Source organism: Paenibacillus sp. J22FR21, from assembly GCF_056269135.1.
Genome location: NZ_JBWDNJ010000020.1, coordinates 1 through 14,582 on the forward strand (window position 1 = coordinate 1; position 14,582 = coordinate 14,582).

At 45.7% G+C, this 14,582-nt stretch carries 18 protein-coding genes; 11 read left to right on the forward strand and 7 right to left on the reverse strand.

All coding sequences use genetic code 11. The annotated features are described in order from the left end of the window. Both AC0YNS_RS31455 and AC0YNS_RS31460 read left to right on the forward strand, forming a co-directional pair. Window positions 1-281: hypothetical protein (locus tag AC0YNS_RS31455; protein ID WP_475784809.1), on the forward strand; the 281-nt coding region annotated here is incomplete at its 5' end. Window positions 282-978: 697 nt separating this feature from the next. Then, a complete protein-coding gene (locus AC0YNS_RS31460) occupies window positions 979-1,557 on the forward strand; it encodes a helix-turn-helix domain-containing protein (RefSeq protein ID WP_475784810.1) in 579 nt (192 codons plus the stop codon). A gap of 25 nt (window positions 1,558-1,582) precedes the next feature. Here the strand turns inward: AC0YNS_RS31460 and AC0YNS_RS31465 are convergent, their stop codons facing one another. After that, window positions 1,583-2,443 (reverse strand): helix-turn-helix domain-containing protein, encoded by an 861-nt coding sequence (locus tag AC0YNS_RS31465; RefSeq protein ID WP_475784811.1) that lies wholly within the window; start codon window positions 2,441-2,443, stop codon window positions 1,583-1,585. 376 nt (window positions 2,444-2,819) lie between these two features. Here AC0YNS_RS31465 and AC0YNS_RS31470 point away from each other — a divergent pair, with 376 nt between their 5' ends. The 7 genes from AC0YNS_RS31470 (at window position 2,820) to AC0YNS_RS31500 (ending at window position 8,864) form a co-directional block, all read left to right on the forward strand. Next, the gene (locus AC0YNS_RS31470; protein ID WP_475784812.1) at window positions 2,820-3,080 is read left to right on the forward strand and encodes a helix-turn-helix domain-containing protein; all 261 of its coding nucleotides are present in this window, start codon (window positions 2,820-2,822) and stop codon (window positions 3,078-3,080) included. Between the two features lie 180 nt (window positions 3,081-3,260). Further along, window positions 3,261-3,719, forward strand: coding sequence for a phBC6A51 family helix-turn-helix protein (locus tag AC0YNS_RS31475; RefSeq protein ID WP_475784813.1), 459 nt, complete (start codon window positions 3,261-3,263; stop codon window positions 3,717-3,719). Then, complete coding sequence (locus tag AC0YNS_RS31480; protein ID WP_475784814.1) at window positions 3,706-4,482, forward strand: hypothetical protein; 777 nt, start codon at window positions 3,706-3,708, stop codon at window positions 4,480-4,482. The genes AC0YNS_RS31475 and AC0YNS_RS31480 overlap by 14 nt, the downstream gene beginning before the upstream one ends. A 245-nt stretch (window positions 4,483-4,727) precedes the next feature. Beyond that, window positions 4,728-5,324 carry a hypothetical protein gene (locus AC0YNS_RS31485; RefSeq protein ID WP_475784815.1) on the forward strand — a complete coding sequence of 199 codons (597 nt, stop codon included), beginning with the start codon at window positions 4,728-4,730 and terminating at the stop codon, window positions 5,322-5,324. A gap of 1,145 nt (window positions 5,325-6,469) precedes the next feature. Further along, complete coding sequence (locus tag AC0YNS_RS31490) at window positions 6,470-7,021, forward strand: tyrosine-type recombinase/integrase (protein ID WP_475784816.1); 552 nt, start codon at window positions 6,470-6,472, stop codon at window positions 7,019-7,021. Between the two features lie 64 nt (window positions 7,022-7,085). Beyond that, window positions 7,086-8,234, forward strand: a complete 1,149-nt coding sequence (locus AC0YNS_RS31495; RefSeq protein WP_475784817.1) for a DNA cytosine methyltransferase — start codon at window positions 7,086-7,088, stop codon at window positions 8,232-8,234. 9 nt (window positions 8,235-8,243) lie between these two features. Next, window positions 8,244-8,864, forward strand: a complete 621-nt coding sequence (locus AC0YNS_RS31500; RefSeq protein WP_475784818.1) for an Eco29kI family restriction endonuclease — start codon at window positions 8,244-8,246, stop codon at window positions 8,862-8,864. Between the two features lie 757 nt (window positions 8,865-9,621). On the opposite strand, the gene AC0YNS_RS31505 is transcribed toward AC0YNS_RS31500, so the two are convergent. After that, window positions 9,622-10,008 (reverse strand): hypothetical protein, encoded by a 387-nt coding sequence (locus tag AC0YNS_RS31505; RefSeq protein WP_475784819.1) that lies wholly within the window; start codon window positions 10,006-10,008, stop codon window positions 9,622-9,624. A 193-nt stretch (window positions 10,009-10,201) separates the two neighbouring features. Here AC0YNS_RS31505 and AC0YNS_RS31510 point away from each other — a divergent pair, with 193 nt between their 5' ends. Next, complete coding sequence (locus AC0YNS_RS31510) at window positions 10,202-10,792, forward strand: hypothetical protein (RefSeq protein WP_475784820.1); 591 nt, start codon at window positions 10,202-10,204, stop codon at window positions 10,790-10,792. An 878-nt stretch (window positions 10,793-11,670) separates the two neighbouring features. On the opposite strand, the gene AC0YNS_RS31515 is transcribed toward AC0YNS_RS31510, so the two are convergent. The 5 genes from AC0YNS_RS31515 to AC0YNS_RS31535 all read right to left on the reverse strand — a co-directional run bounded on the left by AC0YNS_RS31515 (window position 11,671) and on the right by AC0YNS_RS31535 (window position 13,985). Further along, a complete protein-coding gene (locus AC0YNS_RS31515; RefSeq protein WP_475784821.1) occupies window positions 11,671-11,841 on the reverse strand; it encodes a hypothetical protein in 171 nt (56 codons plus the stop codon). A 123-nt stretch (window positions 11,842-11,964) separates the two neighbouring features. Further along, the gene (locus AC0YNS_RS31520) at window positions 11,965-12,273 is read right to left on the reverse strand and encodes a hypothetical protein (RefSeq protein WP_475784822.1); all 309 of its coding nucleotides are present in this window, start codon (window positions 12,271-12,273) and stop codon (window positions 11,965-11,967) included. A 74-nt stretch (window positions 12,274-12,347) separates the two neighbouring features. Further along, a complete protein-coding gene (locus AC0YNS_RS31525) occupies window positions 12,348-12,794 on the reverse strand; it encodes a hypothetical protein (protein ID WP_475784823.1) in 447 nt (148 codons plus the stop codon). After that, complete coding sequence (locus tag AC0YNS_RS31530) at window positions 12,791-13,135, reverse strand: hypothetical protein (RefSeq protein ID WP_475784824.1); 345 nt, start codon at window positions 13,133-13,135, stop codon at window positions 12,791-12,793. The genes AC0YNS_RS31525 and AC0YNS_RS31530 overlap by 4 nt, the downstream gene beginning before the upstream one ends. Then, window positions 13,125-13,985 carry a hypothetical protein gene (locus AC0YNS_RS31535; protein ID WP_475784825.1) on the reverse strand — a complete coding sequence of 287 codons (861 nt, stop codon included), beginning with the start codon at window positions 13,983-13,985 and terminating at the stop codon, window positions 13,125-13,127. Before AC0YNS_RS31535 ends, AC0YNS_RS31530 begins: the two co-directional genes overlap by 11 nt. A 380-nt stretch (window positions 13,986-14,365) precedes the next feature. On the opposite strand from AC0YNS_RS31535, the gene AC0YNS_RS31540 reads away from it, so the two are divergent. Beyond that, on the forward strand, window positions 14,366-14,582 hold a 217-nt coding region (locus AC0YNS_RS31540; RefSeq protein ID WP_475784826.1), incomplete at its 3' end, for a hypothetical protein.

Here is a 14,582-nt window from a genome sequence, read left to right on the forward strand (position 1 = left end):
TAGTAAACAATTCTAAGCCTAGATTTTCCTTCGGGCCAGAGATAAGCGAAGAATCGGTAGGTATTCAATCAGACGCAATATTCACGATGATTAAGGGCATGGTTGGTTCCGTTTCGCCGACCGCAGAAGCCCGAATAACCAGTTTACTTAACGATCCAAACAAGGGACCGAGACGTGTTTTCGCGGCATTAGGCCGAACTGCAAATAATTACGATGTAAGCCTAGCCGTTGTCAAACAAATCGAATACAACATAATGATGATGTACAATGAACACAAATAGACAGCGCCCAAAGTCGGGGGAATCCCGGCTTTTTTTATTTGTCAGCCGAACGTCAACTTCAGCGGATCGAGCAGGGGATGTACAGGGGAAGGGGCTGCATGATACATTAAAATCGACAATTGATACAATTCGTATCAAAAACCATCTTGATGATAATGTAGCTATTCCACATTGAAGGGAAGTGGTTGGGTGACACCTGAAGAAGAGAAACGATTCAAAGCGAGGTTACAACAGCTTGAATCTAAGAACGAGACACAAAAGGTAGTTATGATCATTGTTGGTGTAGTAATAGCTATCTTTATACTCTACAAGATACTAGCATCGCAAACAGCATATGAACGTAGAGATTGTGATCCAAATGCATCATTGCAGAAATGCTATGATGATGGAAAAATGCACGAATAAGTGAGGTGCATAAATGGACAAAGATGACTACATTACTCTTTTATTTATGTTAATAGCACTTGGAGTAGGATTACTTTTACTGACTGGTTTATATGCTATCATTCGACCTTTACTATAAGGCAAGATGAGTAAATGAAACGTTTGGCCGCACTTTCTTCATTGGGAGCGCGGCCACTTTTTTTGTCCAAAGGTCAGCTGCCGGATCAGTTCCTGTTATTCATCGGATGTCAGAACACGACCAAGACCCTGATATTCCGTCTTGAACAACAACTGAAGAGGGAAGTGAAGATTCATGGACAACAACGACAGAAACTTTAACATTGATCTGGAAGGCCTTCGTGAAGAACTCATGGAAATGGACAAATATGCAGTAATCCATAATTTTTTGAGATTTGCAGAAAGCACCAAAGCACTTAATGAAGAAGTTATAATGGCTGCTCAGGGACATCGGGAACTTCAAGAAAGAGTGAGTAAAGTAGAGGCTACCGTATTAGGGCCATCGGATCATCCTGAGAATAAAACTGGCACCAAAGAATATAAGGGACTTTGCTGCTCTTGCTATAAACCCATTCATCGTAAAGAACGGAGCTGGGCACAATGCGGAGATTTGTGGCACTATAATTGCCTGATGAACGACGACAAGAAAGAAAATAGCTTTATACGTCAAAACGCCATAGCAAAGGCCGAGATTGGAACGCGCTTTAAAAGCAGGCGAGAAACACTGAAGCTGAGCCAGAGTGATGTAGCGAAAAAGCTAGGCGTATCGCCGCAAACTTTGGGCCGGTTCGAAAACGGTGGTAACCTCCGCAAACTTACTGCCAAATTAATTGAGCATGCATACCTTCTATTGCTTGAAAACGAGCAAGCGTAGAAGGCAGGGGATGCTTATGCTTAGCTCACTTGCCCACACCCCGTTGTGGTCGCTGAGATGCTTTCCATAACTTTATAGCGTCATTATAGCGGTCATGAAAGAAGCCTGTTGGATTGGATACAATGATGTTCTGGCTACGATCGTAATATAGTTGACAAGCGATTCGAACGACATCAGGGGATAGGCGATTCTCAAACTGATTGATGAGCATCAGATAAATTGCAGCAATGTCCGAGAATCCTAATGGAAGCCCATCTATGAAGCAGTTTTTCGGCACATGGTTTACAAGGGCTTCATAAATTTCGTCAGATTCTGGTACAGAAGATTCAAAAGCGGCGGCGATTTCTGCCGATGCTCCAATCATCCAATCATCTTTTCTATGGTCCTTTTTCTTTTTTCTTTTAGTGCGTACCTCAGGTACCGAACCCATGCGTACCTCAGGTACCGAACCCATGCGTACCTCAGGTACGTGTGGATCATCATCCCATATCACTTCATACTCGATCTGTAAGGATGGAAGAGGCTTTTCCCCAACCAAACGATAGACAGCATCAAGCAGCGGCTTGAAATTGTAGACGGTATTGTCCCATTGTTTATTATGTATGTTCCGGCGGCGACCCGTTCGCAGTAACTCTTTGTTACGTAACGATTTGACCCACTTATCAATCTGGCGTTCGGAACAGCACATGTTTGCGGCTAGCAGTTCACGGCTAGGGAATGGATCGCGGCTATCATGCTTATAAGAGAGTAGCTGATTCAAAAATCCGTATTCACCGTGCTCGATGCCTAGCTTACGATAATTGCGAATAATGAGATTGGGAATCGAAGTAAACCCTTCGTCTAGTAGGGCAACGCCCCACATGACTTCCATACGATTTTCTGACATGCCAAAAAGCCTCCTCAGATTTAGGCACAAACACGCTTGCCTACCCGATGGAAGCCGTGATAAAATGGCATCAATCGAATAAGCACGGGCTTGCCCGTGGATAGAAGGACACCTGTAACCGGCCAAAGTTGAAGGTGTCTTTCGCATTTATTGGGGTTAATATATTAGGGTAATTCTACCACGAAAATTGCTAGAATCTCAATCCCCCTTTGAAAACGTGAAACCCGCGTCGTTATTGACATTTACAGCATATCTGTCAACACAATTTGGGCACACAGTGACATTTCGTCAACTTCTAGGTTGTATATATCTACTTTACTTGGGTAATAAGTAGAGCCGAATCTTGGTTCTACCTAAATGAAAGGCCGTCCTGAAAATGGGCGGCCTTTTCCTATTCTCAGGCAAAGGAAGCGTGAATCCCATCAACGGCAACACACTCAGATTATTACGGGCTGTCTTGGACCTTAGTCAGCTGGAACTGGGAGAGCTGCTAGATTGTAGCGCTCAGTATGTATCAGCCATGGAACGTGGAGTAAAGCCGGTGACGGTCAGTATACAGCGCAAGTTGGCGTTCCAGATCGATATGGATCGCACTTTAGGCGAACTCATTTGCGAGGTGAAGAACTGTGCGCGTTAGTATTGAACGCCAAGGCAATAACCGTCCGTGTGTAGCCATGATTAAGCTGCCGAACGGTCAGGGACATGTTCTCTATTTTGCGCCAGGCACAACAGTGCAACGAATCATTCAGCTGATCCCACAGCTAATAGCACGGCAATACGAAGGAAAGAGCACTAGAGGAAGGAAGGCGGTACCGAAATGAGCCAAATTGTTCGCTATACGAAAGGTGAGTTGTCGGCTACACAGATGGCCGTTGCGGAAATCTTGGCGACTCCAGGAAGAAACGGGATGAGTTACGAGCAACTTGGTGACATGTATGACGTGTCAGTGCGAACAATTTTTGACTGGCGGCGTGATCCGCACTTCGCGGATTATACAAAGCAGCGCACAATCTCCTTGGTTTCTGAAGGGTTGCCCGAAGTCCTTTCGGTATTAATGCGAAAATGCATGGAAGGCGGCAGTATCAAAAGTATCGAGGTCATGCTGAAGGCCATGAACGTTTTGAATAATCAGGATATTACGTTGAGGCCAGCACCGCTGCAGGAACAGCAAACACTCCAAGCAGTTAATGATGAGATCGAGCAGCTGAAGATCCAGCTTGGCATGACAGACAATGATGACGACAACAAAGGGGATACCGACAATGACAAAGCTTAAAGAAGCCCGTGGATTTATTGATAAAGCATATGAGATCGAGGAGACAGCTACAGCTGCCTTCAGGAAACAGATAGAGGGGCTCGCTGTCAGCCGCCATAAGATCAGTCAAACATTCCAAGGCAACGCAAGGGATGCCGCGCTAGAAACGTTTGAAGGGCGTTCACGCCGGGAATTGATGCACCACCTACGTAAACAGGTGACTGAATACCGAGAAGCAGCAGGGAAGGCACGCAAGCTGTCTGACGACCTTGTTCACGCTGCTGTACCGAAGCCGGACGCAGTTACGATCGATAGATTAAACAGGCAGCTGATAGATTTGCGGAGCGACATCTTATTATCGCCGGCACATCGTTCTGCTGAGCTATTACGTGAATTCATTAACGGCATAAGTACGCCATACGCTGCTGAAATGGTTCGAGCTGAATTTACGTCCTTGGTACAGCCAATCCTCACAGCTGCAGGAACCGAAGCACCAAAGTACCGCACGATGCTCGTCCAAGCACTGGGTGAGGTTCGCGATCGATCTTTAACTCCTGAAGCTCGCGAAGCTGTTCAATTAAGGGATACGGCAAACTCTCTTCTCCAAAATTCATTGTATGGGCTTGCCGTTAAAAATAAGGTTTCAGAGATGTTTGGACAGCGGGTATCGCAGTTCGTGGGTGATCCTGAAGAATGGTTCACGATGAATCCTGATGCGGCTACTGTTGCTTCAGGTCAATTGACAGCAGAGGAACGGAAGTTGGAAATAGCTTTGACGGTGTAATTATCGTGGGCGGTTACGGCATTCGAATGTGCCGTGATCGTCCACTTTTTTTGATTAAGGGCATGAAGGTTAATCACGTTAATTACCTCGAATTCGGCGTAACCACGCACTTTCGCCGCCAATTCAATTTTTCATATTTGCTCTTCTGTCAGTATCCATGAGAATTGCTGATATTTTGTTTAGATGGTCAGCAGCCGGGCAGATTTCTGTTATAGGATGCTGAAAGCAACATAGGAGGAGTAAACATGTCACATTTGTATCAGCACACTTACACTAACGATCGAGGAGAAATCGTTAAACAATATGTAGATGAGGATGGCGTAATCATTGATGAACTGACGTTGCAGCAAAGATGGATTCGCCCAGGGCAATCTGTCTTTGTGCGAGATCGCAGCAAGGAAGAAGAGTTCGGGAAAGAAACAGCACTAGGTCGTAAGCCGCACCATATCAAGATTTACCGCACTAACATTCAGTACATCCTTCAGGAAGTTAAGTTGTCGGACAGTGCACGCGCTGCCTTCCTGTCTTGCATTGCTTACTTGGATTGGAACAGTAACTTTGTTGTGAACGATGGCAAGCCATTAAGCGGACGCGAAATTGCTGCGCTGACGAACATGAACAAGGATACTATGAGTCGAGGGTTACGAGAGTTGCAGAACGCTGGGATCGTGGCAATGTTGTCATCTGGACAAGGGAAGGCACAGCATTACGTGGTGAATCCTTCACTAGCGTGGAAGGGCAAGCAGATCGCGAAAGACATGGCTCAAGTGGAGCACTTCAAGGAAAATGGATTGAAGCTGCCGCGCACAGTGAAGTATTCAAAGGGGATTACCAGAAGTTAGGTGTATCAAATTCAAGACAAAGTGTATCACCACAGATACACTACGAAAGTGAGTCGAACGCAGTGGTACCAAGGGCTTCAGCCCTTTTTCAAAAGTATTATTTCTTTATCTGTTATAAAGATAGTTGAACCGTTATCAATCAAACCCACTCCCTGCGGCTTCACCTTGGGGTCTCGCTACCGCTCGTCACATTCTTCAAGACACTGAGATCTGAACGTTAAACCCTAACGAGGAAGAACATTGGCAGCCCGACAGGGTGCACCGGAGTGAAACGGAGGTTAAGGCCGCTGATCGCTCCGACTGCTGCCGATCTCAGGAATTCCAACAGCCTTCCTCAAAAATAAGAAAAGCCCCCGTTATGATAACGAGGGCTTCTGCAATGTATAATTGCGGTGACTTGGCGACGGACGACTACACTGCTTATCTTGTTGTTGGCAAACTAACTGCGGCAGTGTTCGGAGACAACGGAACCGCTACGCATTGGATTGTACGCTATGTACCTTCCGCCACGGTAGTGGGCACGCACTGGGTGCGGCCTACGGTCGTGTTGTCTCACATGGGTGCTTCTTGGGTAAAAGCAAGCCTTCATGTGAATGACCTCCTTGTTTGTACTCGGAGATCAGCACACCTATTCGATTTTCAGCCCCTTAATTGGGACTCTTTTTGATTTGCATTTGGTCGATGATACACAGTTAACTCCAACCATTATTATGTACGAACAGTGATGCGAACACCACGTAGTATACGAACGAGTATACGAAAACCGCTTGCAAAAGCCGATTCTCTCGTGTTATAGTAGTGCCTGAAGTCGTTTTGTAGAGTGTACGCATCGCAATTCTGGTGTTGGTAGCATCAGAATCCCGAATGGAAGAGTCCATAGAAATAGGCACACTATCTCCTAATCCTTATACTAAGGATTTATTTGTCGTTTGTCAAGTAGTAATGATAGGTAGATTTGTTGAAATATGAGAGTCAAGCGCGCAGCTTGGCTCTTTTTGTTGTTTAATTATTGAACGTACGATTATACTTAAAATCGTACGTTCATTTCCTTGAAGGGGCTCACATTTCCCGGTAAATGTGCTACGATAGATTCAAGTCAAAAATATCGTACGTTCAGAACACCGATTTTACTGGGGGAATTGGAAATGGAATTAAAGATCAAGGACGTACAGCCGATTCGAAGCAAACAGCAGATCGATGATATGAAGTGGGCGCTGCATCGCCACTGTAGCGAACGTGATTACATACTGTTCCTGATTGGGATCAATACGGGATTGCGTGTTGGTGACCTCGTAAAGCTAAAGGTTAAGGATCTGCGCGGTAAGAAGCGTGTCGTGGTCAAGGAAGGTAAGACCGGGAAAACACGGGAATTACAGCTGGGGAACATCTACGAAGAGCTGAATGCTTATCTGGGCACCGTAGACAGCGAATGGGCATTCCCTTCACGCAAAGGTGATGGGGCTATCACGCCTACACAATCCTACCGACAGCTTAAGAAGGCAGCTGACTTTGCAAACGTGGAAAGCGTGGGAAATCATACGCTCAGGAAGACGTTTGGGTATTGGCTCTACAAGCAGACAAAGGACGTAGCGAAACTTCAGAAGCTTCTGAACCATAGCCATCCTGCAATAACACTGACTTACATAGGCATTACCAGTGAAGAAATTGAGGACGACTTAGAAAGATTTGTACTTTAGGGGAAAGCAGGATTTACGAAACCACTTATGGAATACATGTAGCTCATACTAGGAGGACATATTCATGACAAAATCTTCAGTAGAATTATTCGTTGGTGGGGGTGGACTAGCTTTAGGCATATCTGCAGCAGGCTTTCAGCCAAAGCTGTTAGTTGAGTGGGACAAGGATGCCTGCAATACCATTGCCCATAATAAAAAAAGTTGGAACATCATCCAGAGTGACGTAAGAGAAGTTTCATTTGAACAGCATGAAGGAATTGATCTCTTGGCCGGTGGACCGCCATGCCAACCTTTCTCACTTGGCGGACGACACAAAGGGGATAATGATCAGCGGAACATGTTTCCTGAGATGATCCGTGCCGTAAGAGAGACAAAACCTAAAGTGGTCATAATTGAGAACGTTAAGGGACTTCTAAGGCAGAAGTTCAGTAGTTATTTTGAATACATTCTTCTACAACTTCAATACCCTGAGGTTGTTCAAAAGCCTAACGAAGAGTGGTACGAGCACTTAGCACGTCTAGAGAAATATCATACAAAGGGTAACTATAAGGGACTTACGTATAGGACGGTCTTTAGATTAGTTAATGCTGCTGACTATGGTGTTCCACAAAAGCGTGAACGGGTCATTATCGTTGCATTCCGATCGGACATGAACGAAGAGTGGGCGTTCCCAAGTGCCACTCATTCTCACAATTCTTTGCTTGTTAGCCAGTGGGTAACGGGTGAATACTGGGATTTACATCAGATTGCAAAGAAACACCGTCCTGAAATGCCTGCTAGAATGACAAATACAATTAACAAACTTAAGCAGTTGGAACTGCTGACTACAGCACCGTGGAAGACTGTCCGTGATGCAATATCCGACCTGCCTGATCCGGAGTTTGAAGCATCCAATATTATGGATCATTCATTCAACCCTGGGGCCCGAGTATACCCCGGCCATACAGGAAGTCCGCTAGATGCACCTGCCAAAACAATTAAAGCAGGAGATCATGGTGTTCCAGGTGGGGAAAACATGCTTGTTCGCCTAGATGGTAGTGTGCGCTATTTCTCAGTCAGGGAAAGCGCTAGGATTCAGACATTCCCTGATAACTATCAATTCTTCGGATCTTGGACAGAAAGCATGCGACAGCTCGGCAACGCTGTTCCAGTCCAACTAGCTAACATTGTGGCCAGCAGCATCCACAAGTATCTGGATAGCTCAACTGGCTGATGGAGGCCGATGATGTCGGAAACACCGTATAACCCGTTAGATAAGAGAAGCCTAGCTGACAGTGTCATGAAGGCAATGCTAGAACGCCCTGTCAGCCCGTTACCACCAGTTAACACTTTCATAGGGGCTGGTATTTATGCGATCTACTATACAGGAAATGATCCCCTATATTCCTACATAGCGGACCAAAACAAAGATGGACAGTTTAACAAACCAATTTACGTAGGTAAGGCTGTTCCCGCTGGTGCAAGAAAAGGGGGATTCGGCCTAGATCTGTTATCCGGGCCAGTTTTGTATAAAAGGCTTACTGAGCATGCTGAATCCATTAAACAGGCCACTAACTTGGATATAGAGGATTTCCATTGCCGTTACTTGGTCGTAGATGACATATGGATTCCCCTAGGTGAGTCTTTGTTGATTGAAATGTTCCAGCCTATATGGAACAAAGCTATCGACGGATTTGGTAATCATGATCCGGGAAGTGGAAGGTACAATCAGCAAAAATCGAGATGGGATGTCTTACATCCGGGAAGAAGCTGGGCAACACGTCTGAAGGACCGTAATGAAGATTTGGAAGTAATGATGTCAAGAATTCAACTTTTCATTGAAGGATCAGAAGTTGAGCAATAAAAAGAAGAGGGGTAGTGGGACAAAATCCTACTACCCTTTTGTGTTGCTGGTCCCCAGCACTTCAAGAACAACAAAAGTCCAGGAGGCACGCACGCCCCTTGGACTTTGTTTCACGTTTGTTTACTTCAACATCTCTTGCAGTTAATTGAATCCCTTGGAGTCTCAGCTATGGTAGGCCAAGAGTGTTCCTTGAGTTTGCTCAACAACGCAAAGGGTGCGTCCCGTGCTTCTGTGGGAGTGACCATGACTTAAGCAGCCGTGACCTGCAGTGTTTAAACCCCTAATAGCTCATGGTATAAAGGGCAGAACCGGGTCCGTTTCATTTAATTGCCCACCCAATGGCAGACAATGAGGGAAGGCATCAGCCCCTCTTTACGCCCTGATTCGATTATCCGTGTCTGTTACCTTTCTTTGAAGAACAAGGGGATAATATAAAGTCGCCGATCACAATCAGCACTCCTTTCATCTCCCCTCATAAGAGGGCTATGCCTAATTATACGGCATGTCTGCCTATAGGTCTCAAATTTTTCCAAATAATCTGCTAGTCTTCGGGTATGTTTGAAGCACCCTGATCCAATACCCCTCCCCCAAGGGGGGCTGGGGGCCTTTCAGCCATCTTCAAGCACCTTCTGCAAACATACTATGTTGCAAAACTCGAGGGCAGCCATCCATGCCAGCCGCCAGAACTACAGAACGTGCGTAAATCCGATTTTGAATCCGCAAAAGTCCCTGGCCGACAACGACCAGGGACTTTGTATTACACCAATGGGTTTCGCGAGAGACCTCTATAGTAGTCGTACCATCCGTTTTGAACTAGAACTTCCTTCATATCGTCTTTCGAGATCTCGTTGTCTTTCACGGCGTTATGCATCTCCCAAATCGATTTCATATCACTGCCCTGACCGTGTTTCGTAACCTGACGATGAGGCGGGAGAATCCGATTCACTCGATCGTACTTCGCGTCTGAAGCCGTCTTGTAAGCAAGAATCACTTCGGTCTTCCAAATCGGTCCGACACCCAACTCGATATACGGCTGCGGAAAGGACTGATCGTCCTTCTGCAGAGTCTTGATTCTACGTTGCGTCACGTTCAGCAGTTGTGCCGTTTCTACAACAGAAGCGAATTCAAGTTCATGGACTTTCATAATTTCATCATCCTCCTAGAGTGGGTTACATTTATACAATATCCTAGGTAATGCAAAATTGTCAACATACCCTTGTGTAATGATAATTTTACGCATGTCCTTTGAGTTCCACAGGAGGATGTCTGCAATTCTATCAGCATGGACACAATGTTACTAGATTCATAGTTTCCTAAATTTAAGGAGGAACCTTGACATGACAGTGACATATGATCCATTTGATCCGTTCTTTAATCCAATTGCTTTGTATTCCAATTTTATTAAGCAACAACTCAATATCACTACAGAACTTGCGGATCACCTAATTAGGGAATGGTTAGTGGACTATTATTCATTTTCTTTTCCTGCATATACGGAGCTAGGTTACATAAATATGCGTGCTGCAAATGTACGCCTTATGTTTGAACAGGAACATTGGCATCCAGCTATCAAATATCCCTCTGAACAACGTGATTACAATGCATTCAAGAAGCTAGGAATTGATAAAGATCTTGATGTCGACATCATTCCCCAGTACTGGGTTACGGGAGGTCACGGTGTGAGACAATATTGCATTGACTTTGGTTTTGTAGATCGCAAAAGTCGGGAACCATTACTTTTCGCTGAACATGATGGAAGGGTGTGCCACACTGACAAGGGAAAAAGGATAGCCCGGATTAGGGATATGGATCATAACAAGAAAGTATTAGTGCTTTCAGGAGGGGATTACGATGACCATGCCTTAACAGTCGGCATGGAATTGTATGACATTCGAATGGCACCCATGCAGGCAATTCGTCGGGCGTGATCACCGACATCTGTCATCGGTCTGAATCGTGACAGTGGCTACCACGCAGTCTTGACGGTAACCTTTTATTGACAATAGTCAACGCAAGTAATACTCTAGGGGTGTAGTGGGTAATATCACAATTTTCCCACTGCAATTTTCTAGTGAGGGAGGCGAAACTATTACCATGTCGGAAATCCTGTGTCACGTGCACGCAATATCCATCGATCTAAGCTCCGAAAAGGGCAATCCGACACTATTTGGTAAATAGTGCCTCGGGAACCGGGTATGCGCTAGTACGGAACTAGCCAACCCAAAAACCTCATCTAGACAAATATGCGTCCTATATTGCTCGAGCGACCCCGCTGGTAAATGTGCTGGTAATGAAAAAAGGCCCGTCTTGGTCGACAGGGTCTTTTTTCTTTGTTGCCAACTAGCTTCAGTAACGAACCAACGCGGGCCAGTAGCTCCCCTTGGTCTAGGAGCAGATAGGCTCATTACGTTCCCTAGCTGTTATTCGGTTAAGTAAAGATGTGCATTGTAAAGATGAACTTTATCCAGGCTAAGTAAACTGAGCCTTCCAGTATAAGATGATGAATCATTCGTAATGTTATAAAAATTGCGCTCATCCATACTGTATACCGCTTTAGTACACGGTAGTTTGTAAATCTTTGTCTTGCCGATACTGCCCTCATCCAAACTTGTCCTACTGCTTTAAGCAGCTTTTTCATTGCTACCACGACCCTTTTCTAGTTAATGTGCTGTGCCCACGCACCCTAGAAAAAGAGTCTCCATCTATAATCTATCACGTAATGGAAGAAGTTTCTAGGCAGATTACTGCTATTACCTTGGATCCCAAGGATCTTCTAGCCGTAGAAACACAGACAAGTTTACAACGTCTATGAGGGAATCCAGTCAACCCCATTGTCATGCTGCAGCTTGACGCGCAGGTCTTCTGTAACGGCTTCGCCAGATCCTGAAGCTTGGTTGCCATCGATCAGAGTTAGTGTTACCTCTCGGTGCTTCTCATTTGCCTTCCGCAGCGCCCCTATTATTTCCGCCAAGTTCACGCAAGCGCCCTCCCTTCTACAATGACTTTACCGCCGAACATCGTGTCGTGGTAATTCGTATCAAACTAAAAAAACCGCAGGACGAATCCAACGGCTTCCTTGAGTTTGGACGAGTATTCTCGTTTAGTTCCGTTTCCACGTTACCGTAGTTTCACGTTTAAATCCACTATCTCCGCCCAATGTTGTCGTCGAGGTCCAAGTACCCTCATTAGTATCCCCCATAGTAGCAGCCACCGCTTTATCTTGCGAAAGAGCGTAAATAAGTGCCGCAGCCCCCATAATTAAGGGACCGACTTGCATTGCATTTCTCTTAATGCGATTCCACCGCTCTTCTTTCTTCTTCCATTTTGCGGCTTGCTCTTCTTGTTTCCGGACATACTCAGCGACCCGTTTCCGTAGTTCCTTATCCTTATCGACTGGACTGTACTCCATATCCTGCATCCTCCCACACAATTGGTATAATGTGTATATTACGGAAGGATTAACATGGAAGTTTCATAGAAAAATTACTCATCCTTCATGAACTTCCAGTAAGTCAGTGCAGCTTGATCCGGTCGTAGTTCACTCGCCGCTTTCTTATTCTCTTCCAGGACTCGAGCGATCTGCTCGCGACTCAGGCCGACCCGCTGCAGTGCGACGATTAAAGCACCTAAATCACATTCCCAGTTCCATACATCGTGATATTGCCTCGGCTCAATCTCGACGATTGGCGGTCGTCCTCCGAACGTCTCAAGGACAAGATTCCCATCTTCGTCCAGCTCACGGATCATAACGCGACCATCCTCCAGCTCTATGACCTCGACGTTGGGTATCTCGAAGTCAGCCGGAATAAGCATCTCACTTATCTCCTTTGCTAAAGCATCCAAATCCAAAAGAGGTGGATTCTCCAGCTGCTCGCGCGAGCGATCCTGAGCGCGGCGCTGGCGTTCATTTTTAGGCTCTTCGCCGATCATTCCGCATCATCCCCCACTTCATACCCAGCCGATTCTTTCAATTCAGCGTACCGTTCTTCCTTGCCAATGAATGCGCGCTGGATAAGAAGATGATTCGTAACGATCTTAGTCATCTTATCGTAATCAGCTTCGGCCATTACACGAATAGCAATGTTCATCTTCTCTACAGCCTTGTGATCCGAAACAATCTCTGATTCTTCGGCCACTAGTTGCAGCCCTCTGCTTAGGATGTACATTGTGTAGCCCTGATCCCATGCCTTCAGCTCTTCTTCTGTTTTTGCTACAGGCAGCTGCGCTTGCATCCGTGGTTTGAACTGGAGTACGTTTTGATTATCGCTCATCCGAGTTATACGCCTCCTGTATCCGCTGTTCTAGTCGATCGTCGACGTAATTCTGAACAAAATCGTTACGAGCTTCGACGTTCTCCTCCTTCTTCCAGAGCACCCCGACCTTTCTCATACGTTCAACTTCAGGCTTCTCTTTCCACGCTTTCAATGCTTCAGCTCGCAGCTGCTTCTCAAGCCGTCTCTCCGTCAATCGTTCCGTCATTTGTCGGCTACGCTCTTCCTGAATATTAGCGGCAAGATCTTGGTTTCCTGCCCTCATCTGTTGCGACAACTCCCAACGAGTCTCAGCAAGATCCTGCCGCAGGCCATCATTTTCGACCTTTGTTTGCTGCTGCCCCTTCATAATTTCCTCTCGAATCTCGCCCGTTACATTCACAATCCGTTCAGACATCTGCTCAGTCGTAGCCGATACTTCGTAATGAACGTTCATGACCTGTTCATGGATTATCTGCACTTCTTCCTTCATGGCAGCACGATCCTGTTCACCTGCATTCAAACGTTCATGCACGTTCATGAGCATGGCTGCAATTGCATTCATCTTAGAATCCAGTGCTACTAAGGCCTCCACCACGTTTACGTTCACGGATTCACCGGATTCATTCACGGTCACAATAGTTGGACGGCCGGCTTTAACTAGGGCTGATTCTACTTCATCAGCCTGTTTACCTTCCTTGTAAAGATCCCTGATCTGAATAAACACCGACACGCAGCTCTCTGCAATCTGATACGATTTATGCCCTTTCTTAATCTGCAAATGCAGACTGTGCCGGGTTATGTACCGGCGAACCGTCTCCGGCGGTATCTCTGTACGTTCAGCTACCTGCAGAACCGTCAGCCATTCCATTTGTTCACGCCTCCATTCATGCTCAATTCGCGCGTTCATTCATTCACGTTCACACATTCACCATGCATTCATCATGAAAAACCCCTTCATAAATATGGCTTTATCCGTGAATGCAAAACAAATTCATTCATACTACATTCACCAAAGACACACCACATTCCTGTCAGATGCCCCTCAGATCAATCAGATTCGAAGCAGCAAGGGGGTAGGGCATGCCGATTGATCTGAGACGAATTCATTAGGGAAATTTTCTTTAGTGATTAGGGAAGCGTTGGTTATATCGAGGAATACGCGCGAATATAAATTAACTAGGCGTGGTCTGTGCCATTCTCCAGGGGAATATACTGTATTATACCCCCTAAGGAGAGGATGATCGGACCATGATAGACTACGACAAACCTGAGACAGTAAAGGAGCCCCAAGAGCGAGTAATCCAAACAAGAAATAAGAAAGCATTAGCGCAGATGAGCAAACGTAATGCGGTGGTAGTAAACAATTCTAAGCCTAGATTTTCCTTCGGGCCAGAGATAAGCGAAGAATCGGTAGGTATTCAATCAGACGCAATATTCACGATGATTAAGGGCATGGTTGGTTCCG

What these genes read in the sequence shown, in the direction of transcription:
- AC0YNS_RS31535 (WP_475784825.1), bottom strand. Translation starts at nt 13,985, where the DNA reads ATGGAATGGCTGACGGTTCTGCAGGTAGCTGAACGTACAGAGATACCG.
- AC0YNS_RS31510 (WP_475784820.1), top strand. Translation starts at nt 10,202, where the DNA reads ATGACAGTGACATATGATCCATTTGATCCGTTCTTTAATCCAATTGCT.
- AC0YNS_RS31490 (WP_475784816.1), top strand. Translation starts at nt 6,470, where the DNA reads ATGGAATTAAAGATCAAGGACGTACAGCCGATTCGAAGCAAACAGCAG.
- AC0YNS_RS31495 (WP_475784817.1), top strand. Translation starts at nt 7,086, where the DNA reads ATGACAAAATCTTCAGTAGAATTATTCGTTGGTGGGGGTGGACTAGCT.
- AC0YNS_RS31465 (WP_475784811.1), bottom strand. Translation starts at nt 2,443, where the DNA reads ATGTCAGAAAATCGTATGGAAGTCATGTGGGGCGTTGCCCTACTAGAC.
- AC0YNS_RS31525 (WP_475784823.1), bottom strand. Translation starts at nt 12,794, where the DNA reads ATGATCGGCGAAGAGCCTAAAAATGAACGCCAGCGCCGCGCTCAGGAT.
- AC0YNS_RS31485 (WP_475784815.1), top strand. Translation starts at nt 4,728, where the DNA reads ATGTCACATTTGTATCAGCACACTTACACTAACGATCGAGGAGAAATC.
- AC0YNS_RS31475 (WP_475784813.1), top strand. Translation starts at nt 3,261, where the DNA reads ATGAGCCAAATTGTTCGCTATACGAAAGGTGAGTTGTCGGCTACACAG.
- AC0YNS_RS31480 (WP_475784814.1), top strand. Translation starts at nt 3,706, where the DNA reads ATGACAAAGCTTAAAGAAGCCCGTGGATTTATTGATAAAGCATATGAG.
- AC0YNS_RS31520 (WP_475784822.1), bottom strand. Translation starts at nt 12,273, where the DNA reads ATGGAGTACAGTCCAGTCGATAAGGATAAGGAACTACGGAAACGGGTC.
- AC0YNS_RS31470 (WP_475784812.1), top strand. Translation starts at nt 2,820, where the DNA reads ATGGGCGGCCTTTTCCTATTCTCAGGCAAAGGAAGCGTGAATCCCATC.
- AC0YNS_RS31530 (WP_475784824.1), bottom strand. Translation starts at nt 13,135, where the DNA reads ATGAGCGATAATCAAAACGTACTCCAGTTCAAACCACGGATGCAAGCG.
- AC0YNS_RS31500 (WP_475784818.1), top strand. Translation starts at nt 8,244, where the DNA reads ATGATGTCGGAAACACCGTATAACCCGTTAGATAAGAGAAGCCTAGCT.
- AC0YNS_RS31505 (WP_475784819.1), bottom strand. Translation starts at nt 10,008, where the DNA reads ATGAAAGTCCATGAACTTGAATTCGCTTCTGTTGTAGAAACGGCACAA.
- AC0YNS_RS31460 (WP_475784810.1), top strand. Translation starts at nt 979, where the DNA reads ATGGACAACAACGACAGAAACTTTAACATTGATCTGGAAGGCCTTCGT.